The 21,630-nt window shown below is 42.1% G+C and carries 19 protein-coding genes; 10 read left to right on the forward strand and 9 right to left on the reverse strand.

Features of this window, described 5'->3' with window-relative positions; translation table 11 throughout:
- The first annotated feature begins 38 nt into the window (after window positions 1–38).
- Window positions 39–383, forward strand: a complete 345-nt coding sequence (locus tag ACEN82_RS12100; RefSeq protein ID WP_413317059.1) for a phosphoribosylpyrophosphate synthetase — start codon at window positions 39–41, stop codon at window positions 381–383.
- Window positions 384–519: 136 nt separating this feature from the next.
- Here ACEN82_RS12100 and ACEN82_RS12105 read toward each other — a convergent pair whose 3' ends face one another.
- Window positions 520–1,083, reverse strand: coding sequence for a HEAT-like fold family protein (locus tag ACEN82_RS12105; RefSeq protein ID WP_413317061.1), 564 nt, complete (start codon window positions 1,081–1,083; stop codon window positions 520–522).
- A 123-nt stretch (window positions 1,084–1,206) separates the two neighbouring features.
- Between ACEN82_RS12105 and ACEN82_RS12110 the strand changes: the two genes are divergently transcribed.
- The 3 genes from ACEN82_RS12110 to guaB all read left to right on the forward strand — a co-directional run bounded on the left by ACEN82_RS12110 (window position 1,207) and on the right by guaB (window position 5,581).
- Window positions 1,207–2,445 carry a M16 family metallopeptidase gene (locus ACEN82_RS12110; protein WP_413317063.1) on the forward strand — a complete coding sequence of 413 codons (1,239 nt, stop codon included), beginning with the start codon at window positions 1,207–1,209 and terminating at the stop codon, window positions 2,443–2,445.
- Window positions 2,446–2,552: 107 nt separating this feature from the next.
- On the forward strand, window positions 2,553–3,830 hold the full coding sequence (locus ACEN82_RS12115; protein WP_413317065.1) for a M16 family metallopeptidase: 1,278 nt from the start codon (window positions 2,553–2,555) through the stop codon (window positions 3,828–3,830).
- Between the two features lie 278 nt (window positions 3,831–4,108).
- The gene (gene guaB, locus ACEN82_RS12120) at window positions 4,109–5,581 is read left to right on the forward strand and encodes an IMP dehydrogenase (protein WP_090525669.1); all 1,473 of its coding nucleotides are present in this window, start codon (window positions 4,109–4,111) and stop codon (window positions 5,579–5,581) included.
- Window positions 5,582–5,658: 77 nt separating this feature from the next.
- Here the strand turns inward: guaB and ACEN82_RS12125 are convergent, their stop codons facing one another.
- Entirely contained in the window at window positions 5,659–6,438 is a 780-nt protein-coding gene (locus ACEN82_RS12125; RefSeq protein WP_413317067.1) for a hypothetical protein, read from the reverse strand.
- Between the two features lie 97 nt (window positions 6,439–6,535).
- On the opposite strand from ACEN82_RS12125, the gene ACEN82_RS12130 reads away from it, so the two are divergent.
- Both ACEN82_RS12130 and ACEN82_RS12135 read left to right on the forward strand, forming a co-directional pair.
- Window positions 6,536–7,120 carry an LOG family protein gene (locus ACEN82_RS12130; RefSeq protein WP_090525665.1) on the forward strand — a complete coding sequence of 195 codons (585 nt, stop codon included), beginning with the start codon at window positions 6,536–6,538 and terminating at the stop codon, window positions 7,118–7,120.
- 181 nt (window positions 7,121–7,301) lie between these two features.
- On the forward strand, window positions 7,302–8,930 hold the full coding sequence (locus tag ACEN82_RS12135; protein ID WP_413317069.1) for an acyl-CoA carboxylase subunit beta: 1,629 nt from the start codon (window positions 7,302–7,304) through the stop codon (window positions 8,928–8,930).
- Window positions 8,931–9,051: 121 nt separating this feature from the next.
- On the opposite strand, the gene ACEN82_RS12140 is transcribed toward ACEN82_RS12135, so the two are convergent.
- The 7 genes from ACEN82_RS12140 to ACEN82_RS12170 all read right to left on the reverse strand — a co-directional run bounded on the left by ACEN82_RS12140 (window position 9,052) and on the right by ACEN82_RS12170 (window position 16,899).
- Window positions 9,052–9,798 carry a hypothetical protein gene (locus tag ACEN82_RS12140; RefSeq protein WP_413317071.1) on the reverse strand — a complete coding sequence of 249 codons (747 nt, stop codon included), beginning with the start codon at window positions 9,796–9,798 and terminating at the stop codon, window positions 9,052–9,054.
- Window positions 9,799–9,817: 19 nt separating this feature from the next.
- Window positions 9,818–12,121 (reverse strand): family 20 glycosylhydrolase, encoded by a 2,304-nt coding sequence (locus ACEN82_RS12145; protein ID WP_413317073.1) that lies wholly within the window; start codon window positions 12,119–12,121, stop codon window positions 9,818–9,820.
- Window positions 12,122–12,405: 284 nt separating this feature from the next.
- The gene (trxB, locus tag ACEN82_RS12150) at window positions 12,406–13,362 is read right to left on the reverse strand and encodes a thioredoxin-disulfide reductase (RefSeq protein ID WP_090526227.1); all 957 of its coding nucleotides are present in this window, start codon (window positions 13,360–13,362) and stop codon (window positions 12,406–12,408) included.
- Window positions 13,363–13,435: 73 nt separating this feature from the next.
- Window positions 13,436–14,611 carry a dipeptidase gene (locus ACEN82_RS12155; protein WP_413317076.1) on the reverse strand — a complete coding sequence of 392 codons (1,176 nt, stop codon included), beginning with the start codon at window positions 14,609–14,611 and terminating at the stop codon, window positions 13,436–13,438.
- Window positions 14,612–14,672: 61 nt separating this feature from the next.
- A complete protein-coding gene (locus tag ACEN82_RS12160; protein WP_413317078.1) occupies window positions 14,673–15,131 on the reverse strand; it encodes a DUF3592 domain-containing protein in 459 nt (152 codons plus the stop codon).
- A gap of 59 nt (window positions 15,132–15,190) precedes the next feature.
- Window positions 15,191–16,186: an aldo/keto reductase gene (locus ACEN82_RS12165; protein ID WP_413317080.1), complete on the reverse strand. Its 996-nt coding sequence runs from the start codon at window positions 16,184–16,186 to the stop codon at window positions 15,191–15,193.
- A 110-nt stretch (window positions 16,187–16,296) separates the two neighbouring features.
- Window positions 16,297–16,899 (reverse strand): CDP-alcohol phosphatidyltransferase family protein, encoded by a 603-nt coding sequence (locus ACEN82_RS12170; RefSeq protein ID WP_413317082.1) that lies wholly within the window; start codon window positions 16,897–16,899, stop codon window positions 16,297–16,299.
- 75 nt (window positions 16,900–16,974) lie between these two features.
- Here ACEN82_RS12170 and ACEN82_RS12175 point away from each other — a divergent pair, with 75 nt between their 5' ends.
- The 4 genes from ACEN82_RS12175 to ACEN82_RS12190 are packed head-to-tail and all read left to right on the forward strand — an operon-like array spanning window position 16,975 to window position 21,570.
- Window positions 16,975–19,023, forward strand: coding sequence for a vWA domain-containing protein (locus ACEN82_RS12175; RefSeq protein ID WP_413317084.1), 2,049 nt, complete (start codon window positions 16,975–16,977; stop codon window positions 19,021–19,023).
- Window positions 19,024–19,055: 32 nt separating this feature from the next.
- Window positions 19,056–20,306: a dihydroorotase gene (locus ACEN82_RS12180; RefSeq protein ID WP_413317086.1), complete on the forward strand. Its 1,251-nt coding sequence runs from the start codon at window positions 19,056–19,058 to the stop codon at window positions 20,304–20,306.
- A gap of 7 nt (window positions 20,307–20,313) precedes the next feature.
- The gene (locus ACEN82_RS12185; RefSeq protein ID WP_413317088.1) at window positions 20,314–20,982 is read left to right on the forward strand and encodes a hypothetical protein; all 669 of its coding nucleotides are present in this window, start codon (window positions 20,314–20,316) and stop codon (window positions 20,980–20,982) included.
- A gap of 9 nt (window positions 20,983–20,991) precedes the next feature.
- Window positions 20,992–21,570, forward strand: coding sequence for a DUF4199 domain-containing protein (locus tag ACEN82_RS12190; RefSeq protein ID WP_413317090.1), 579 nt, complete (start codon window positions 20,992–20,994; stop codon window positions 21,568–21,570).
- Window positions 21,571–21,630 lie beyond the last annotated feature (60 nt).

Genomic DNA, 21,630 nt, shown 5'->3' on the forward strand with positions numbered 1-21,630 from the left:
GAACTCATCTTCTGTTTTACCTATACAAAAACATCACCATGAAAAATTATGAAACCTTAGTGGATGCCACTAATGACCTCATGAAGAGGGGATATACGGCCAACCTTAGCCTTGATGGCGATACTATTGATGATAAAGAAAAAGATATCAGGATGACTGCCGATGATTTTGAGATTGATGAGTTTTATCGCTTTGAAGGTCCAAGTAATCCATCGGATATGTCGATAGTATACGCTGTATCATCATCAAAATATAACTTAAAAGGAGTGCTGGTAAATGCTTATGGTACTTACGCCGATGATAGCTCATCCGCGTTAGCTGCCAAATTGCATCATGGCCAGGTGAGTCATAACCTGAACGGCGACGACAGGCCAACGGCGTAAGTAAGTCGAAAGCCTTGAGTCAAAAATCTTAAGTTAAAAGTCGGTGACAAATATTTCTGTAGGGACAGCGGGATATTTGTTGGCGGCTTTTAGCTTTTAATACAATAGCAGACTTTAGAAATCTTCCCTTCGGTGATTAGAGAGGCTTAGGTATCAGTTCCTTCATCATTTTTTTTCCTGCCGACTGGATAGCTGCCGTACCATTACGCATTAAAAATTCAAGCTGGGCCGGTAGCTCATCGGCCACCCAGGGGTAACGGTGCCGCAAATTAAACAAAGCCCAACCAGCAAATACTTTCACCGCTATTTTAACTTTTGGATCTATCATCCAGCCAAAAAGCTGCTCAACCGCTGGTTCAAGATCGATGCTGTTCAGTTTTTGTTTTACCGGCGATTGTTCTTTTTCTTCGGTAGCGTACATCAATATTTTAGCATAATGCCTTTGGCAGCCTGGATTGGTAACCTGTGGTAGCCGTTCAATCAAATATTCAAGATTATTGGTAAACACCTCAGGATCTTTTAAAAACATGTTTTCCAGGAGCCACGCCGCACGGAACCCGAGGGGTTTATCAGCATGAAAGGTAATCTCTATCAGGTCGCGCAAATCAAACTGTTGTTCTGTCAAAATACGGCTTAATTCAAGCACTTTGAGTTTGCCTATGGTATTCGCTATTTTTTGGGTAAGTTCGTCGCGGGTCATTGGTAGCCTAAAAGTAAAAAAATACCGGGGCCTAACCTAAAACACTTGTTCATTTTTGGCATTCACTTTCAATGTCATCAAAAGTTATACATTTGCTATCCGTATTAAAAATTTAAGAGATACATGGTTAAATTCAACCGATTCACACTTAACAATGGCCTTAGGGTTATTGTGCATGAAGATAATACAACGCCAATGGCGGTGCTTAACATTTTATATGATGTTGGTGCACGCGATGAAGATCCCGAACAAACCGGCTTTGCCCATTTGTTTGAGCATCTCATGTTTGGCGGATCAGTCAATATCCCTGTTTATGACGAACCACTGCAAAGGGTAGGAGGTGAAAATAATGCCTTTACCAGCAACGATATCACCAACTATTATATCACTCTGCCATCGGCTAACCTGGAAACCGCATTTTGGTTGGAGAGTGACCGGATGCTGAGCCTTGCTTTTAGCGAAAAAAGCCTTGAGGTGCAGCGTAACGTAGTTATAGAGGAGTTTAAACAGCGGTACTTAAATCAGCCATACGGCGATGTTTGGTTAAAGCTTCGTCCGCTGGTTTACAAAAAACACCCTTATCGTTGGGCGACTATTGGCAAAACCATCAAACATATCGAGGATGCACAAATCGAAGACGTAAAAGCGTTTTTCAAAAAACATTATAACCCACAAAACGCCATTATGGTAGTAGGGGGTAACGTAACAACTGAACAGGTAAAAGAGCTCTCCGAAAAATGGTTTGCTCCGATCCCGGCCGGCGAAAGATATCACCGCAGCCTTCCCCAGGAACCTGAACAGCAGGAAGCCCGCCGCGAAACGGTTACCGCCAAAGTACCACTCAATGATGTGTATATCGCTTTTCAGATGGGGGCCCGCACAGATCAAGATTACTATGTGGTAGAGCTGCTTTCGGATATTCTTTCGCGCGGCAATTCATCACGGTTATATAAATCGCTGATTAAGGAAAAACAGATTTTTAGCGAGGTGCATGCCTATATTACCGGCAGTTTGGATAAAGGCATGTTTGTGTTAGAAGGCAAACCGCTCGATGGCATCAGCATTGAACAGGCGGAGACTGCATTATGGGAGGAACTGGAGAAAATAAAAACTGAGGAGATCCCGGCAGATGAACTTACTAAAGTTCAGAACAAAACCGAGTCAACCATGATATTTTCCGAAATGTCGCTATTGGATAAGGCCATGAACCTGGCCTCATTTGAATTGCTGGGTGATGCTGACCTGATCAATCATGAAACAGCAAAATATCTTGCTGTAAACGCTGCCCAGGTAAAAGCACAAGCCAATAAACTGTTCAGAAAAGATAATTCATCAACACTTATTTATTTGGCTGAGAAATAAAACCATCTGAATCAGAATTTACAGAATTTAAGAATGAGCTGAATTTCAAATGGCATTCTGTGAATTGTAAAACTCTGTAAATTCTGATTCAGATAAACAATATACATATGATCAACAGAAAATTAGCCCCCGAATTCAGGGCTATCGATAATATTAATCTGATTAGGCCAGAGCACAAGAAACTAAGTAATGGCTGCAACATTTTTTGCTTTAACTCCGGCGATCAGGAACTGGTGCGCATTGAGTGGGTCTTTGGTAACCTGAGCTTTGATCCGGCGAAACCATTGCTTAACATGGCCGTGAACTCCATGCTTACTGATGGCACTACAACTTTAACTGCTGCACAGATTGCCGACAAAATTGACTTTTACGGCGCCTTTTTACAGGTTGACTATGGATATGAAAACTCGCAGGTAACACTGTATAGCTTAAATAAACACCTGCACCATACTTTACCGGTTATTGCCGATATCCTGAATAATTCCATTTTTCCGGAGAAGGAACTGGAAACCTTTAAGCGCAACCAACAACAAAAATTGCAGGTTAGTCTGCAAAAAAATGATGTGGTGGCCCGCAGAGCATTTAACCGGGCTGTTTATGGAACTACCATTTTTGGATATGCTGCTGAGATGACCGACTATCAAACCCTGCAGCATGATGATATGCTGGCACATTACAAAAAAATGTACCAGCCTTCCAATTGCACTATCGTTATAGCGGGTAAGATTGAGCCGGAAATGCTAACATTGCTTACCGATACATTTGATAAAGACTGGGAAAACAGCCCAATCCCGGCGGTTACAATTCAGCCCGATATTAAGGCCGCCGCCGACCTGTTTTATTTTATAGAGAAACCGGAAGCTTTGCAATCGGCTATCCGGATAGGTACGCCTATCATCAACCGTTCGCATGAAGACTTCCAGGCGTTACAGGTTTTAAATACAGTATTCGGTGGTTATTTTGGATCGCGGTTAATGGCTAATATCCGCGAGGATAAAGGGTATACCTATGGTATAGGATCGGGGCTGGCGTCATTTAAGCAGGGCGGATCATTCTTTATAGCGACAGAGGTTGGTGCAGATGTTTGTAAGTCGGCGGTTGCCGAGATTGAAAAAGAAATGAACCTGTTGAAAACCGAACTGGTACCGGAAGAGGAACTTTCCCTGGTGCGCAATTACATGTTAGGCTCATTATTAGGAAGTTTGGAAAATGTATTTTCACATGCTGATAAATTCAAAACCATCTATTTTGCAGGTTTGGATTACGATTATTATGACAGGTATACGGTGACCGTAAAAAACATAACTTCAGATAAGCTGATCCAACTGGCCAATACGTATTTCAACTTCGATCAGTTTTATAAAGTGATTGTAGGGAAATATTAATTTGATTTCGGAATTGGGATGTTCGATTTCGGATTACTTTGATTTCGGAAATTCGCTTTTTGATTTGTCTAACGGCGAATCAGAAAGCGAAATTCCCAAATTCTTGAATGGATTTGAGCAGTAAAAATAAAATAAATCCGAAATCGAACATTCGAAATCCCAAATCCTGAATTATCATCTTAAGGCAATTTTAAATAAATAGAAAAGCGAAATTCCAAAATCCGAAATATTTTATTACCTTTGCCCGGCAAATAATAACTCCAAAATAATTATTTGCTATGCAGTTAGACCCATCAAAATTTGTTGCCGAAGGATTAACTTACGACGACGTTTTACTACTCCCGGCTTATTCAGAAGTTTTACCACGCGAAGTGAATACCGGCACTTACTTAACTAAAAGCATCCGGTTAAACATTCCTATCATTTCGGCAGCCATGGATACCGTTACTGAGGCTGATCTGGCTATTGCCATTGCACAGGCAGGCGGTATAGGCATGTTACACAAAAACATGACCATACAGGCACAGGCCGACGAGGTGCGCAAGGTTAAACGTTCAGAAAGCGGTATGATCCAGGATCCGGTAACTTTACTGGAAGACGCCTTGCTTGCAGACGCTTTCCAGATCATGAGGGAATTTAGCATTGGCGGTATCCCGGTTATTGATGCCGATCATAATCTGAAAGGCATTATCACCAATCGTGATCTTCGCTTCCAAAAAGACATGAGCGTTCCCGTGAGTGAAGTAATGACCAAAACCAACCTGATCACTGCACCTGAAGGAACTACTTTAGTTGACGCTGCCAACATATTGCAAAGTAATAAGATTGAGAAACTACCGGTTGTGAATAAAGATGGGAAACTGGTAGGCCTCATCACTTATAAAGATATTCAGAAAGTTAAAAACTTCCCTAACGCTTGTAAAGACGAATACGGTCGTTTACGTGTTGGTGCAGCCGTTGGTGTGGCCGCCGATAACATTGATCGGGTAACCGCCCTGGTTAATGCCGGTGTCGACGTAATTACGGTTGATACAGCTCATGGCCATTCAAAAGGAGTTATTGATATGGTTAAGGCAGTTAAAAAACTCTATCCTAACCTGCAGGTAATTGCCGGTAACATTGCAACGGGCGATGCTGCTATCGCACTTGCTGACGCCGGTGCTGATGCGGTTAAAGTAGGTATTGGCCCGGGCTCGATTTGTACAACCCGTATCATTGCCGGTGTGGGTGTACCACAATTATACGCGGTATATGAGTGCGCCAAGGCACTTGAAGGTCGTGGCGTTCCGGTAATTGCCGATGGCGGTATTAAACAAACCGGAGATATCGTTAAAGCTATTGCCGCCGGTGCAAGCTCAATCATGGCAGGTTCATTATTTGCCGGTGTTGAAGAGTCGCCCGGCGAAACTATTATATATGAAGGCCGTAAATTTAAATCATACCGTGGTATGGGTTCGGTTGAGGCGATGGCCAAAGGCTCAAAAGATCGTTATTTCCAGGATGAAACCGATGTAGTGACAAAACTGGTACCGGAAGGAATTGTTGGTCGCGTGCCGTTTAAAGGCAGCATGGCCGAAGTGATTTTCCAGTACATCGGTGGTTTACGTGCCGGCATGCACTATTGCGGTGCTGCCAATATCGAAGACCTCCAACGTGCCAAATTTGTGAGGATCACCGCTGCTGGTATGCGCGAAAGTCATCCGCATGATATTACTATCACTAAAGAAGCGCCTAACTATACAAGCAGGTAATTCTTAATATAAACTGCATAAAATAAGGAGGCTGAAAGATCCTCTATCTTTCAGCCGCTTTTGTTTTTGATAATAACCTATTGGCCGGTCACTGATGATGATTTTGAAATTAAACCGTTCGCGGTGATGATCTTTAACGCCTGTTCGTAATTGAACCCCACTTTAACAAGTGCATCAAAATAATCTTTATTTAATTTAGCTATTTCGGCTATTTTGCCGGGCTGCTTAAAGTAAGCGAGTTGAGCGTCAAGCACTGATTTTGCCATCGATGCGTACATCGGTCCCATAGAATTCATCGCGTTTTGCATGTCATTAGAGGGGCTTCCATTAAACAGTCCTGTTGAGGCTGTATCCGCGGCTACAGGTGGTGGCGGAAGCAATACAACATCGGTTACCTTGACATGCTTGGTTGCGGCAGCTTGCTCAGTTAAACTAACATTATAAAAATTAAAATAGTTAATTCCCGACCTGCTTAACCCGGCATGCTCTATGATGTCAATGGATTTTGCAGCAGAAGGTATTTTTTTGAAATATACCTTAAATTCAAGCTTATCACCAGCCTTTTTTAATACATTTTTATTGGGCACCATGGCTATGTTTTCCGACTTGACATACTCATAATGTGCGTTGCTTAAATCAGTTTGAATAAAGATCTCTTTATTGAGCTGTAGCCACGCATTATCCTGGTAGGCATAGTTTTCAAAGGTCACAATAGTATACTGACTATTGGTTTCTATTTTTTTGATGATTGTTGATTGATCGTCTTTTTGCTCAACATTAGGAGTTGTGGTGTTTTGTGCGAATGCCTGCACTGCAACAATAAAAAACGTGATAATGGTTAAGATAGGTTTTTTCATGTGATAATTTTTCTAAATATATAAATATTGGATTACATACAATCAACAGGTAACAAAACCTTAATAGGCCATTGAACAAATTTTGTTATCATTGAGCATGAAATCTATCTGTGTGTTCTGCGGCGCCAATTTTAATGGCGATCCTGCATTAAAACAAGCCATCGAACTATTGGCAGAGGTTATGGTAAGCCGTAACATTACACTTGTGTTTGGCGGCGGTAAAGTTGGCGTTATGGGTTTGATGGCCGATGCTGTGTTAAGCAGGGGAGGTAAAGTTATCGGTATAATCCCGCAGTTTTTGATGGATAAAGAAGTAGGACATACAGGTTTAACCGAGTTGCACATTGTAGAAAATATGCATCAGCGTAAACAAATGATGAACGATCTTAGTGAAGGCATCATTACGCTTCCGGGCGGATGGGGCACTCTTGAGGAGTTTTTTGAGGTGCTAACCTGGCTGCAGTTGGGTTTGCATAACCATCCTATAGGCTTGCTCAACGTCAACGGCTTTTACGATCTGTTACTTAAACAAATGGATGTAATGGTTGAACAACGTTTTCTGAAGCCAACCAATCGCGAACTGATTCTTACCTCAGGCGATCCGATAGAGCTGGTAAACCTGATGGATAATTTCGACGTAAAACCGGATGAAGTATGGTTTAAAGACAAAAACCTTATTTAAGTCTTAAGTTCGAAGTTTTAAGTCAAAAGTTTTGGTGTTTGCGAAGGTTTTATAAGCTAATGAACTGCCTGTTGCCAACTATTTACTGCTAACTGTTTTATCTCTTTGAAACAAAACCGTTTACAATTTCCTTTTTTAGATAGGAAATTTTCTAAATTACCTGTCCTATCTAAAACCAATTATGAATATCGAATTCAATAAAAATGAAGATATTAATAAGCAGCTTGTTTATGAGCTAAACACCCGGCTTAACAAAGTACATCAGGGCGGTGGTGAAAAAGCCGCAGCCAAACAAAAAGAAAAAGGAAAAATGCTGGCCCGCGAGCGGGTAGCTTACCTCATTGACAAAGATAAACCATGGCTGGAGCTCGGCGCTTTTGTTGCCGACGGCATGTACGCCGAGCATGGCGGCTGTCCGTCAGGTGGCGTTATTTGTGGCATTGGGTACATATCCGGCAGGCAATGTGTTGTAGTTGCCAATGATGCAACTGTAAAAGCTGGGGCCTGGTTTCCGATAACAGCTAAGAAGAACCTCCGTGCCCAGGAAATAGCCATCGAAAACAAGTTACCTATCATTTACCTCGTCGATTCAGCAGGTGTTTATCTGCCGCTGCAGGACGAGATCTTTCCGGATAAAGAACACTTTGGCCGCATTTTTCGCAATAATGCTATCATGAGCAGTATGGGAATTATCCAGATCGCCGCCATTATGGGTTCATGCGTGGCAGGAGGTGCATATCTGCCTATCATGAGCGATGAGGCCATGATTGTGGAAGGCACGGGTTCAGTTTTCCTAGCGGGATCATATCTCGTAAAATCGGCCATTGGCGAGGATGTAGATAACGAAACCCTCGGTGGTGCCACTACTCATTGCGAAATTTCAGGCGTTACCGATTATAAACAGCCTAATGATCAAGCCGCTCTTGATTCCATCCGCAATATCATGAGTATGACGGGCGATTATACCAAAGCCGGTTTCGACAGGATCCAGCCCTCAGCTCCAAAACTCAGTGAAAAAGAAATTTATGGAATACTGCCCGATAACCGGGAAAAAGCCTATGATATGAAGGAGATCATACTCCGTTTGTTGGATAACTCAGAATTTGAACCCTATAAAGATGGCTACGGACAATCTATCATTTGCGGCTTAGGCCGCATTGACGGATGGGCTGTAGGGATTGTAGCTAATCAGCGCAAGGTGATCAAGTCAAAAAAGGGAGAGATGCAGTTTGGCGGAGTGATCTATTCCGATTCGGCAGATAAGGCTACCCGTTTTATCATGAATTGCAATCAAAAAAAAATTCCATTGGTGTTTTTACAGGATGTTACCGGTTTTATGGTGGGTAGCCGCTCGGAGCAGGGAGGCATCATTAAAGACGGCGCCAAAATGGTGAATGCAGTAGCAAATTCAGTAGTGCCAAAGTTTACCATTGTTATTGGCAATAGTTACGGGGCGGGCAATTACGCCATGTGTGGCAAAGCGTACGATCCACGATTGATCTATGCCTGGCCGTCGGCCAAAATTGCGGTGATGGGCGGCGGACAAGCAGCGAAAACGCTGTTACAAATCCAGGAAGCAAGTCTCAAAGCGAAAGGCGAAGAGATTGACGCAGCAAAAGAAGCCGAGTTATTGAAACAAATAACAGATAAATATAATTCTCAAACAACTCCATATTATGCCGCTGCCCGGCTTTGGGTTGATGGGATCATCGACCCGCTTGAAACCCGTAAAGTAATTTCAATGGGTATCGACGCGGCTAACCACGCACCGATAGAAAAGGCTTTTAATGTAGGGGTTATACAGACGTGATCTTAGTGATTAGAGGTTGGAGATTAGTCATTAGTAAAAAGCGCCATGATGAACTGCTCATCACGGCGCTTTTAATATTTTGACTTATTTCGCCTTGCGCTCGTTTGTAACGCAAACTAAACTACCCTCTACGCTTTTTATGCTTTTTCTTAGATGATTTTGACGAGGATGACGATGAATTTTGTTTATCTGATAATTTTTTCTCATCAGTTTTAGCAGGCTGATTGTCCGGTTGCTTTACATTTGTCGAATCTTTGCTCAACTGCTTAACGGTAAATTCATTACCCCGTAAACCATACTCCAATTGGCGTTTTGCTCCTGATGGTTTGGCATCTTTGCCGGTTCCGTTAAATATCGGGAACTCCCGCATCAGCTTACCTTCCTTAATATAGAAATTATCATTACCACGGTAACCTTTGCGCTGCGAGCTGGTCAGCTTCGGAAAATCCAGCTTATTGGCCTTACTATTATTGTCGTTAAACTCAAAGGCGTAAATTGACGTGTAATTGGTTGTATCTTTCGATTTAGCCTGTATCAGGATTTCAGGATTGCCATCCACATCCATATCCGAATTGTAAACGTCAATAATAGCCCCATCCAAATCGCCGGTTGTCGTAGTGTATTTTATGGCCGACGAATCTGAATGCAATATCATGAACGAACCGGCTTCTTCGGCACCGCGCCCCCAGCTCAAAATATCATAGCTTTGGCCCGGAGACACCTCTATCAGTTTGTGATACCTGAAAGGTGCCATCAGTTCCGGCTTTTTAGGTGCCGTAGGAGCGGCCGGCTTTTTTGTTTCCTGCCCGCTGCATCCAGCCGTTAATGCACTTATTGCAAGTGCAAAAAGGTAAAGCCTGTTAGTCATGTTTTTTATATGGTTCAACTTAATTGTATAACGTATCTGGTGTTAGCTCTGCTTTTGCTTTGCCAGGTGCGGTAATAAATACTTTTAAGGATACTGGGCCAGCACCCTGATCAAAATATTTTACTGTTACCTTATGATAACCTTTTAATAACGGTACAGCTCCCATTTGTTCATTCATGGTGTGTTTTCCATCATTATCAACTACCGGTTGGTCATCAATTAATAAAACCGAACCACCTGCGGATGACGTTGCAAAGCCATAAACGCCATCTGTTTCAATATTAATAAATCCTGTATAAATCACACCATATTTACCTTTATTTTTTCGCAGATCGGCCGTATTAAAGGTTTTGGTTACGCCGCTGTCGGCAGGCATAACGCCAAGTTGGTTTGTACTGCTGTAAAGACCAGGAAAAACCTGATACTTTAGTCCTGATGCTGTACCTGTATAAGTAACGGCTGCCATTGGCGCTTTATTGTAAACCAATGTACGGGTAACATTGCTCCGTTTGCCCGAAGGAGTGATAACGATAGTTTGTAGTTCCCGGTATTGATCAACAGGTATCTCCAAATTCAACGGAATAGTATAAATCAAATCTGTTTCGCGTGGGGTATAACCGTCGATAGTATAATGAACTTTTGCACCTTCAACAGATGGTTTCAATACAGCATTTAACTTACTTCCTATCATCACTGTATCTTTTGCACCTATAGCTGTTGGCACGTGGTAATCAAAACCATTTTTATCCAGCCATGCCAAATGACCAGGTAAGCGTGTATCAGCAAAATCAACATAATTTTTATTAGCCAATGGCGACCAGGCTATTTCCGACAGGGCAAGCAGTCTCGGCAATAGCATAAACTCTACCTTGGCATCGGTTGCTACATATTCTGTCCACAAATTGGCTTGTACACCTTTAATATATTTTTGTTCCTCAGGCGATAATACAGCTGGGGTCGGGTTGTAACTATAAATTTTCGAAAGTGGTTCGTTACCGCCAATGCTCAAAGGTTCCTGGCTTGGCCTACCCTGGCCATGGTCAATGTATAAGCCGTTGCTTCCGGGAGTCATGATCACATCGTGTTTTTGCTGCGCTGCTGCTATTCCGCCTTCCTCGCCGCGCCAGCTCATAACGGTAGCGTTAGGGGCAAGGCCACCTTCTAAAATCTCATCCCAGCCAATGATACTGCGACCTTTTGAGTTTAAAAACTTTTCAATGCGTTGTATAAAATAACTTTGCAATGCGTGCTCATCTTTCAGCTTTAATTTTTTAATTAATTGCTGGCAAAATGGCGAACTTTTCCAGGCATCCTTCGGAGCTTCGTCACCGCCAATGTGAATGTATTTGCTCGGGAAAAGCGCCATCACTTCTGTTAAAACATCCTGCAAAAAAGCAAAGGTTTTTTCATTAGGGCAGTAAATATCGTTAAATACGCCCCAGGTTTCGGCAGGTTGATATGTTTTTGACGGGTCACAGCTTAACTCGGGATAAGCAGCAAGCGCAGCTTTAGAGTGCCCCGGCATTTCAATTTCAGGTACTATGGTAACAAACCTGTCTGAGGCATACTTTACTACCTGGCGGATTTGATCTTGTGTATAAAAGCCGCCGTACGGTGTTCCATCAAATTGTTGTGGCGTACGGTCGTGATAACCACCTATAAGCGTTTGTGCACGCATACTGCTTATTTGGGTAAGCTTAGGGTATTTCTTTATTTCAATCCGCCAGCCCTGATCTTCAGTAAGGTGCCAGTGAAAGGTATTCAGTTTATAAGCGGCCAAGAGGTCGATATATTTTTTAACCATTTCCACCCCAAAAAAGTGGCGACCAACATCAAGCATCGCGCCCCTGTAACCAAAGCGTGGGTAATCTTCAATTTGCACGGCAGGCAGCTTTATGGTAGCGGAATGTTCGGTAGGCATCAGTTGAAGTAATGTTTGCACACCGTAAAATAATCCAGCCCCTTTGCCAGCAACAGTAATTTGTTGTGGCGTAATGGTTAAGCGATAACCTTCGGCAGGTAAACCTTCGGTACCGGCTGCAGTAAGAGTTATAACGTTGTTGCTTCTGCTGCCTTTTAAAGCAACCGGTTTGTTATAAGCCTGATTGTTGGCAAGGTAATCTTTAAAAAATATCACCGCTTTATTTGATGGTGTATCTGCCTGAACGGTAGTTTCCTGGCTCAAAACAAATTGACCGGAAGTTTTTTTCAAGGAAACAGGAGCGGGGATGATACCCAGGTTGGGATCGGTGTCTTGTGCGTTTACAGTGGCGGCGCACACTGCAAGCATAGCAAGCAGTACCAAAGAAGCCTTTTTATACATAATTTATCTAACAGGTTAGTGTGAGCCCGTAAGATAAAACTTTTTTAAAAAATTTAAAAAGTTTTAATGTGTAAAAATGTTAGTTCAATAGTAGAGATGATTACATACTTCGCCTCTCTTTGCCCGCCCACAATCCCAATCCTCGCTGTGGACTTTCCATTGCAATCTAACACGGTTGCTATTTAATGATGAGTACTTTGAAAATAAAAAAGCGACAGGCAAAACCTATCGCTTTTTTGAGGCTAAGACACTAATCTCTAACCTCCAATCTCTAATCACTTTAATTAAGCCGTCACCACATGCTCTTTGGCAGCCAGATAACGCTCAGCGTCGATAGCGGCCATACAGCCGGTGCCGGCTGCTGTTACAGCCTGGCGGTAAATGTGATCCTGGGCATCGCCGGCGCAAAATACACCTTCAACGTTGGTCTCAGTTGAACCGGGACGGGTGATGATATAACCGGTTTCATCCATATGTAACCAGCCTTTAAAAATATCGGTATTAGGGTGGTGACCAATTGCTACAAAGAATCCTGTAACATCAAGATCGGTTTCGGCGTTTGTTTGGTTGTTAATTACTTTAACACCAGTAACGCTTTGACCATCGCCTAAAATTTCTTTGGTTTCGGTGTTATATAAAATTTCAATGTTTGGCGTGTTCAATACACGGTGAACCATCGCTTTTGAAGCGCGGAATTCATCCCTGCGAACAATCATGTACACCTTACGGGCTAACTTTGCTAAATAAGTAGCTTCTTCGGCAGCGGTATCACCTGCGCCAACTATAGCTACATCCTGACCTTTGAAGAAGAAGCCATCGCACACGGCACAGGCAGAAACGCCAAAGCCACTATATTTTTGTTCAGATTCCAGACCAAGCCATTTAGCAGAAGCTCCGGTTGAAATAATTACGGTATCAGCAGTGATGGTTTTTACATCATCAACTACAACTTTGTGTGGCAGGCTTGAAAAATCTACAGAACTAACATATCCGAAACGGATTTCGGTACCCAGGCGCTCAGCCTGTTTGCGAAAATCTTCCATCAGTTCAGGACCCATAATGCCCTGCGGATAGCCCGGGAAGTTTTCAACTTCGGTAGTTTGTGTAAGCTGGCCGCCTGCCAGTAAACCGGTATACATAACTGGCTTAAGATCAGCGCGGGAAGCATATATAGCTGCAGTATAACCTGCAGGACCTGAGCCTATGATCAGGCATTTTACGTGTTCAGTTTCTTGAGACATTTTATTATAAATGAGTTGCGAATTTACGATTTTAAGCGCATAAGGCAAAGCGCATATCGTCAACAAAGTGACATCATTTGCCTGTATTTGCGGCAAGTACCCTCATTACATTTTCACCCAATATTTTATCAATATCTTTTTGGCTGTAACCTAATTTCAATAATTCTACGGTTATTTTTGGATAATCAGCAACGCTATCCAAACCAAGAGGGTATGATTCGGCACCATCAAAATCCGACCCGATACCCACATAATCAACACCTATCAGTTTCACAATATAATCGATATGCTTGATCAGCAGCTCAAGCGGTGGTCTGAGCTTGTCTGATTCCGATTTATACAAGGCGTTTATCCTGATATTGGCCAGATCGACGTCATGATAAACTTTGGCCAATGAATCGAGCTCTGTTTTATGCAGCGCCAAAAACTTAAGCACTTTGGGTGTATAGGTACTATCTACAAAGCCACTATAAAAATTAATGCATACCACACCGCCGTTTTTTGCCAGCGCCTTTAGTTGGTCATCCTTTAAGTTGCGGCGAAATGGATCGATACTATAAGCACAGCTATGTGAAGCGATAACAGGCTTTGTGGTAGTTGCCAGTACATCATAAAAAGTGCGTTCACCTACGTGCGATACGTCAACCATAACACCAAGCTCGTTCAGGTGTTTAACAATCTGCTTACCATAATCGGTGAGCCCTAAATGTTTCAAACTATCTTTTTTAGTAACCTCGTCACGTGCTGAAGTTGCCCATGAAGTACTGTTATTCCAGGTGAGGGTGAGGTAACGCATCCCACGTTTAGCAAGGCTGTCGATGTAATCCATCCTGTCTTCGATCATATGCCCGCCTTCAACACCAATCAACGCCGCCAGCTTTTTGTCGGCCACAGCTTTTTTAAGTTCTTTGGTGTTGCGCACTAAAGCTATTTTATCAGGATTACGCTTGATGAGCGCGTACAAAGAATCAATTTCCCGGTTAGCAAAGGCAAAACCGGATCCTTTACCATAACTCTCACCGCACCAGATAGAAAAGATTTGTGCATCAAGCCCGCCTTCTTTCGCACGAACCAAATCGAAGTTACCTTCGCTTTGATGTTTGCTTAAATCAACTTTGGTTATCAGCTCATTTGAAATAACATCATTGTGGGCATCAATTAGAACTGCCTTTTGATGAATTTGCTGTACGTTTTGGGCAGATAGTTTTAGCGTGAGTGATAAAAGAAATAATAATAACGATCTTTTCATAATTGGAAGATAAGGAAATTGACCGCTGATTCACATGTTTTTTCGATTTTACCGATTTTGGCTATCCAGCTTTCACTATGAAAATAATAATTGATGCAGCTAATAACGTTAATCCAAGTAAAATGAAGCTAAGGGGGACGCTTTTTGAAGAACTGTCATTTAATGTAAATAGCGAATTATCAGCAGGATCATATACCACATTTACCGAATCACCCTCTTTATATGAGTATCTGCTGATACCAATGTTGTGTTTTTTTGTTATCAATTCGTTTTGTAATGTCCGATATCTAATTACCGGGTAGTTTAATACCATCGAATCTTTATTGCTCCTTTCATGTTCAATACTTATAACCGTACCCTCAACTTGTATACCTCTTTTCATGAGTTTTTTGTGGCTATCATATAGTATAGCCCCAAACAGGCTAAATATGGCTCCGGTACCCCCCAGTGTCAAAGCAGTTATTGCAGGATTATTGCTTGATATTAAATGGCTGCTATATAGTAATGTATCAATGATCATGGTTCAGGTTTATATAATCATCCGAAGAGACTAATAGCTCTCCGCGGTGTTAAAGATGTTTATCCAGCAATCACCAAATCACTTAACTGGTTATTGATAAACTCCATTTCCTCTCCATTGATATGAATATTGATGGCTTTGGCATTTTGAACAGATTGTTCGGCATTACGGGCGCCAACCAGCGCTACAGTTATGCCTGGATGATTGATTGTCCAGCGGATAACCAATTGCCCTAAAGTTGCACCTTTTTCGTCGGCCAATGGTTTTATTTTGGCAAGAAAGGCATTGGTACGCTCAATGTTTTGATCTTTAAAGTATTTGACGCCTGCACGATGATCGCCCTCGCCGAAATTTTGGCCGGGTTTCATTTTACCGGTCAATAAACCACGCTCAAGGGGACTATAAGCTAATATCGCTTTCCTATTCTCGATGCAATAAGGAATTAGCTCATCTTCAATAGCGCGGTTTACCATGCTAAACGGAACCTGGTTTGCCGCCAGCTTAATGGTTTTGGCAGCGATTTGCATTTGACTCAAATTATAATTACAAACACCTGCTTCGCGAATTTTACCCTGTTCCTGAAGACGTAAAATGGCTTCCATCGTTTCGTCAATAGGAGTAGTTTTGTCCGACCAATGAATTTGGTACAAGTCGATATAATCCGTACCAAGACGTTTGAGACTATTTTCACACTCGGCTATAATGCTGTCTTTACCGGCATATCGATATACATCAATATCCTTTCCGCTGTTGTCTTTACTTTTGAAAAAGAACTCACCTTTTGCAAGGTCCCAGCGCAAGCCATATTTAGTCAGGATCTGCACTTTATCCCGGGGCAGGTCTTTAATAGTCCGACCCACCAGCTCTTCGCTTTTACCTTGTCCATAAACCGGGGCTGTATCAATTGATGTTATTCCAAGATCGTAAGCCGCACGCATGGCATCAATAGCTTCCTGGTCATCATTGCCGCCCCACATCCAGCCTCCTGCTGCCCATGCTCCAAAAGTTATTGCCGATACGCTTAGTTTACTTTCGCCTAATCTTCTGTATTCCATTTTTTAAGTAGATTGATGTATGCACCAAATATATTTATTTATACATGATTTGAAAGGAGAGGCCGATATTAAGATAGTTAAAGAGACAAGCCCATATTGTTTCCTTGCAATTAGCCATTGAAAAGTTTATGGCGCGTTATCTCTTTGCCATTCCTTATCAAAAAAGCATGGTAAATAGTTGGGATGTCGTTTGTCCACTCTTTTATAATAAGTAGCATGCCTATTATTTCCATGCGGGTTGCTATTCCCAGGTAGAAGCAAATGTTAAATAAAATTACGGAAGAGCAGGTAGCGGTAACCTGAATCATAGTTGCGAGCAGTACAAGTGTCCAAAATTTTGAAGATATGGCGTGTGTAGCCACCTCTTTACCAAACCGGATATAGCTTATGACATAACAACCCGCTTCCATGGCAACCAGCAAGCTTATCTTTAGCAGATTGTCTTTAAAAAACTGTGGACAGGTGATATAACATCCTGCCACAATACTCAACCAAAAAAATTGATCGACACCTGAATCAAGCCGTCTGAGCATGGGGCTTGAAACGTTCAGCCGTCGGGCAATGATTCCATCAAAAACATCTGATAGTAAGCCGAGTATCATTAATATTATAATGATATTTTGGAAGTACCGGCATTGTATTAAGCTTAATGCAATAATTATGACACCAAATAAAACTCGCGATAAAATTAATAACAGGGGGATTTTTTTCATGTTCCGGTACCGCAAGATAACAGAAATTCAATTTAATTACCACATTTGTAAATAGCACAACCATCTATATAAAATATGTATTTTTTATATCCTGCTTTTTTATTCGCGTTGCTGAGCCTGGCTATCCCGGTTGTGATCCACCTGTTCAATTTTCGTAAATACAAAAAGGTATATTTCAGTAATGTACAGTTTCTGAAAGAAGTGCAGGAACAGCAGGCTTCACGCCGCAATTTGAAGGAGCGATTGATATTGGCGTCGCGTTTACTTGCTTCGTTATTTCTGATACTGGCATTTGCCCGACCTTATATCCCCGGCGCGCAAAATGCTAATGCTGGTAAACAACAGGTGATCAGCGTTTTTGTGGATAATTCTTACTCCATGGAAACCCTTAACCGCGAGGGCTCGTTACTTGATGAAGCTAAACGCCGTGCTAAGGAAATTACTTCGGCTTATAATATTAATGATCGGTTTCAATTACTTACGCAAGATTTTGAAGGTAAACATCAAAGACTATTGACCCGTGATGAATTTAATGATGCAGTTGATGCGGTTAAAGTAAGTTCACAAAGCAGGAGCTTACAACAGGTTATCAGCAGACAGGAAAACCTATTGCAAAATCAACCGGGAGCCGCCAAGTCGGTGTTTATTATTTCTGATTTTCAAAAAAACAGAAATGATAAACCAGTGAAAGCCGATAGTAATATTACCGTTAACCTTGTTCAGCTTAAAGCCGGGAACCTTCCCAATGTTGCTGTTGATTCGATTTGGCTCCTTGGTGCGGTACATCGCCCGGGTGAAAGTGAAAAACTGGTTGTACGCCTACATAATTACGCTACAGAAAAAGCAGAAAAGATTCCCCTCAAAATATTAATTAATGGTGAGCAAAAGGCGCTCGGTAGCTTCAGTATCAATGCCCGCCATGTTCAAAATGATACCTTATCATTTTCGGGCTTAAAACCTGGATGGCAGAGCGGTGAAATTCAGTTGCAGGACAACCCGGTCACATTTGACAACCAGTTTTATTTTAGTTTTAATGTAAAGGAGCAAATGCCGGTTCTGCTGATAGATGGAGGCGCTCCAAATCCATATCTGAAAGCTGTTTTTGCATCTGACGCTTTCTTTGCTGCATCCCGTGTAACCGATGGTAACGTTGATTACGCTGCACTTAATAGCTACCCTATAGTAATTATCAGCGACATTAAAACCATAGCTACCGGACTGGCACAGCGGTTGAGAACGTACGTGACAAAAGGAGGGACGCTGGTTGTATTTCCGTCGGCCGATGCTGATCTGGCTAATTATAAGTCATTGTTATTAGCCTTAAATACCGGATATCCTGAAAAGCTAATAACCCAGGACGTAAAAGTAGCCTCCATCAACAAACAGAGCGCAGTATTTAAAAATGTATTTGAGAGCTTTCCTCAAAATCCTGATTTGCCATCCGTAAAAAAATATTATCAGCTGAGTAAAAGCGGTTCTAAGCAGGAAAGCCTGATGAACCTTGCTACCGGCGAAGCTTTTTGGGAGGGTTACAGCAGCGGAAAAGGGAATGTTTACATGTGTGCTGTACCTCTTAGCGAAGATTTTAGTAACCTGCCAAGGCATGCGCTGTTTGTACCCATACTTTTTAGGATGGCATTATTAAGCGGGCATGACCAACCCTTATTTTACACTTTTGGTGCCGACGAAAGTTTTGAGGTACCACCCGTACAAACCACCGAAAAGCAATTGCTCAAACTCACCAAAGGCAATCAAAGCATTATCCCGGATGTAAGGCAGCAGGAGGGAAGTACGTTGTTATTTGTTTCTGATCAATTGAATGAACCCGGAATTTATTCGCTCCGGAAACAGGATAGTACGCTGGCAACACTTGCTTTTAATGATAACCGGGCCGAATCAGACATGAGTTATTTTACAGCGACCGATCTCGAAAAAATACTGCCAAATGCAAAGCCCTTATTAACAGCAGGAAGCGGTTCATTAAAAAGTGTTATTGCCGAATCAAATTTTGGCACACAATTATGGAAACTTTGTATAATTTTGGCGCTGATCTTCCTGCTTGCGGAAATATTGTTAATCAGGTTTTATAAACCTCATCAACAGGGTGTTACCCAGGCGGGATAGGTCGATACAAATCCACACATAAAGCAGTGCTAATGAATTTGCTTATCAAATCAGCCACTATTCTTGATCCCGGATCATCCTTTCATCAACAAGTTGCCGATATTTTAATTGAAAATGGTGTTATTACCCGCATAGCCGACGATATTGATGCCGACGCCGAACTGTTTGACGCCGAAGGCAAATACGTTTCACCCGGTTTTTTCGATCTTAACTGTAACGTAGGTGAGTTGGGCCTTGAAACCAAAGAAGATCTTCGTTCGGGTACAACAGCCGCAGCGGCAGGAGGTTTTACAGGTATAGCACTAATGCCTAATACCCAGCCGCCGGTGCATTCCAAGTCGGAAGTTGAATACCTGTTGAACCGTTCAAAAGGTAACCTGGTTGATGTTTATCCTCTGGGCACTATATCTCAAAAACGTGAAGGGAAAGATCTTGCCGAAATGTACGATATGTACCAAAGCGGTGCCAGGGCTTTTACCGATGGCAGTCGCCCGGTACAGGACGCGGGTTTAATGGAAAGAGCTTTACTGTATGCACAGGGTTTTGATGCACTGGTTTTCTCTTACCCTGAAGATACCGCTATAGCAGGTAAGGCAAAAGTTAATGAGGGGGAGATCAGCACGCTGCTTGGCATGAAGGGAATTCCTTCATTGGCCGAAGAACTGATGGTTGCCCGTGATCTTTATCTTGCAGAATACACCGTGTCCCGCATCCATTTTACAACCATATCAACTGCGCGTTCGGTCGAATTGATCCGTGAGGCCAAGCGTAAAGGCATTGAAGTTACCTGCGACGTTGCTGCGCATCATTTAATATTAACCGATGAAGCCCTTTTAGGCTTTGACAGTTTATATAAAGTGAAACCACCCCTGCGTACTGCCGATGATGTTGCTGCGTTGATAAAAGGTTTAAAAGACGGCACTATCGACGCCATTGTATCGCAACATACCCCACACGAAATTGAATTTAAAGATGTGGAGTTTGAAGTTGCTGAATATGGCATAATAGGTCTGCAAACCGCATTTTCCCAGGCTTTGAAAGCGGGTTTACCGGTTGAACTTATAGTTGAAAAACTGGCTGTTAATCCCCGCGAAATACTTGGTGTTGAACTGCCGGTTATCGCTGAAGATGAAAAGGCAAACATCGTGGTTTTTGATACTGATACCGAATGGGAATACACTGCGGCTAACAACAAATCTAAATCTGCAAACTCGCCTTATATCGGGCAGCGTTTAAAAGGTAAAGTATTGTTAACTTACAACAATCAACAAATCTTTAAATAACATACCTATGATCGATCCAAAAATAGAAATCGCCTTTGTAGCAGCGCTCGAGGCCTTTTCAAAATACAACAGCTTTGATGCAACACAGCTAACCGATGAGTTTGCCGATGTATTTGCATCTGACGAAGATTTTTTATCAAAAGTAGATGAGCTTGACGCGGTTTTTGATGAGAACCCTGAAGTAGAGGGACTGCGCGAAATCTTCTTTGATTTGCTGATGATCAACTTCTTTAGTGCCGACGTTAAAAAACTGGAAGAAGATTACCTTGACACTCCGGAATGGGAGAGCATTGAAGAAGAAACGCTTGACCGCGGTACCGAATTGCTTAACCTATTGCTGTACCTTAACGAATGTGAAGACGAAGAAATTGAACCAGAACTGGAAGACTACCTAAAAGAGTTTTTATTGGTTGATGAGGACGAGTTTCAGGACGAATACCGCATTTACGAACCGGTTATCGCAAATCAGATCCTGATTGAAAGCCCGGTATCTGAGATCAGCAAGGTTGCTGCAACCCTTCCGGAAGATTCAGAGCTTGTAGAGTTGTTTTACCCTATGATGTGCTTTTTCCAAAACATTGATCCGTCTGATGACGATAAAAAGGAAATTGCCGATAATGCCATCAACAAAGAATTTGATATGGCAGTTTTAGAAATTTTAGTTAGTTTTCAATAACCCTCTTAAATGAGCGCACAATTAGAAAAAACCATAAAAATACAAGGACTTATCAAGGGATTGATTTTAGGCGCAGTATTGGCCGTGGTAAGTATTATTTATTTTTATTTTATGGTGAATGTAGCATCGGCTGTTGCGATAACAGTTGGCGCGATACTTTTTACATACATAATTCCGATAGCTATTGCTGCTTTCTTTTGCATAAATTTAAGGAGCAAAGTAGGTGGTTATTGGACAATGAGGCAGGCCGCCACCGGAATTTTCATTATGTTTTTCATTTCAAACCTGACCATATTTATACTGCGTGATCAGGTATTCGCAAACGCTATAGAACCGCAAATGGCTCAAAAAACTAAAACGGCCATGGTTACTGCTTTGAATAAATTGAAAGAAAGTACAGCGAAACCGGAGGAAAAGAAAGAGGCAGATGCTAAGATTAAGGAGATGGAGAAAAACTTCCAAAGCGGAAAAAACATCACCATCGGGCAACAAATTCAGTCAATGGGTATAACCATTATATTTTTATTTGTTCTATCCATAATTTTCGCGGCTTTCTTTAAGCGGGATCCTGTTGGGCACACTTCCTGAGTACTGCATTATTTTATAACAAATAGGCCTTTCAGAATCTGAAAGGCCTATTTGTTTACG

Source organism: Mucilaginibacter sp. Mucisp73 (genome assembly GCF_059491465.1).

Bases quoted from the DNA above. Each gene is read 5' to 3' on its own strand.
- ACEN82_RS12130 (WP_090525665.1), top strand. From the start codon at position 6,536: ATGAAATCTATCTGTGTGTTCTGCGGCGCCAATTTTAATGGCGATCCT.
- ACEN82_RS12115 (WP_413317065.1), top strand. From the start codon at position 2,553: ATGATCAACAGAAAATTAGCCCCCGAATTCAGGGCTATCGATAATATT.
- ACEN82_RS12135 (WP_413317069.1), top strand. From the start codon at position 7,302: ATGAATATCGAATTCAATAAAAATGAAGATATTAATAAGCAGCTTGTT.
- ACEN82_RS12105 (WP_413317061.1), bottom strand. From the start codon at position 1,083: ATGACCCGCGACGAACTTACCCAAAAAATAGCGAATACCATAGGCAAA.
- ACEN82_RS12110 (WP_413317063.1), top strand. From the start codon at position 1,207: ATGGTTAAATTCAACCGATTCACACTTAACAATGGCCTTAGGGTTATT.
- ACEN82_RS12170 (WP_413317082.1), bottom strand. From the start codon at position 16,899: ATGAAAAAAATCCCCCTGTTATTAATTTTATCGCGAGTTTTATTTGGT.
- trxB (WP_090526227.1), bottom strand. From the start codon at position 13,362: ATGTCTCAAGAAACTGAACACGTAAAATGCCTGATCATAGGCTCAGGT.
- ACEN82_RS12175 (WP_413317084.1), top strand. From the start codon at position 16,975: ATGTATTTTTTATATCCTGCTTTTTTATTCGCGTTGCTGAGCCTGGCT.
- ACEN82_RS12125 (WP_413317067.1), bottom strand. From the start codon at position 6,438: ATGAAAAAACCTATCTTAACCATTATCACGTTTTTTATTGTTGCAGTG.
- ACEN82_RS12190 (WP_413317090.1), top strand. From the start codon at position 20,992: ATGAGCGCACAATTAGAAAAAACCATAAAAATACAAGGACTTATCAAG.
- ACEN82_RS12155 (WP_413317076.1), bottom strand. From the start codon at position 14,611: ATGAAAAGATCGTTATTATTATTTCTTTTATCACTCACGCTAAAACTA.
- ACEN82_RS12140 (WP_413317071.1), bottom strand. From the start codon at position 9,798: ATGACTAACAGGCTTTACCTTTTTGCACTTGCAATAAGTGCATTAACG.
- ACEN82_RS12145 (WP_413317073.1), bottom strand. From the start codon at position 12,121: ATGTATAAAAAGGCTTCTTTGGTACTGCTTGCTATGCTTGCAGTGTGC.
- ACEN82_RS12165 (WP_413317080.1), bottom strand. From the start codon at position 16,186: ATGGAATACAGAAGATTAGGCGAAAGTAAACTAAGCGTATCGGCAATA.
- guaB (WP_090525669.1), top strand. From the start codon at position 4,109: ATGCAGTTAGACCCATCAAAATTTGTTGCCGAAGGATTAACTTACGAC.
- ACEN82_RS12100 (WP_413317059.1), top strand. From the start codon at position 39: ATGAAAAATTATGAAACCTTAGTGGATGCCACTAATGACCTCATGAAG.
- ACEN82_RS12185 (WP_413317088.1), top strand. From the start codon at position 20,314: ATGATCGATCCAAAAATAGAAATCGCCTTTGTAGCAGCGCTCGAGGCC.
- ACEN82_RS12180 (WP_413317086.1), top strand. From the start codon at position 19,056: ATGAATTTGCTTATCAAATCAGCCACTATTCTTGATCCCGGATCATCC.
- ACEN82_RS12160 (WP_413317078.1), bottom strand. From the start codon at position 15,131: ATGATCATTGATACATTACTATATAGCAGCCATTTAATATCAAGCAAT.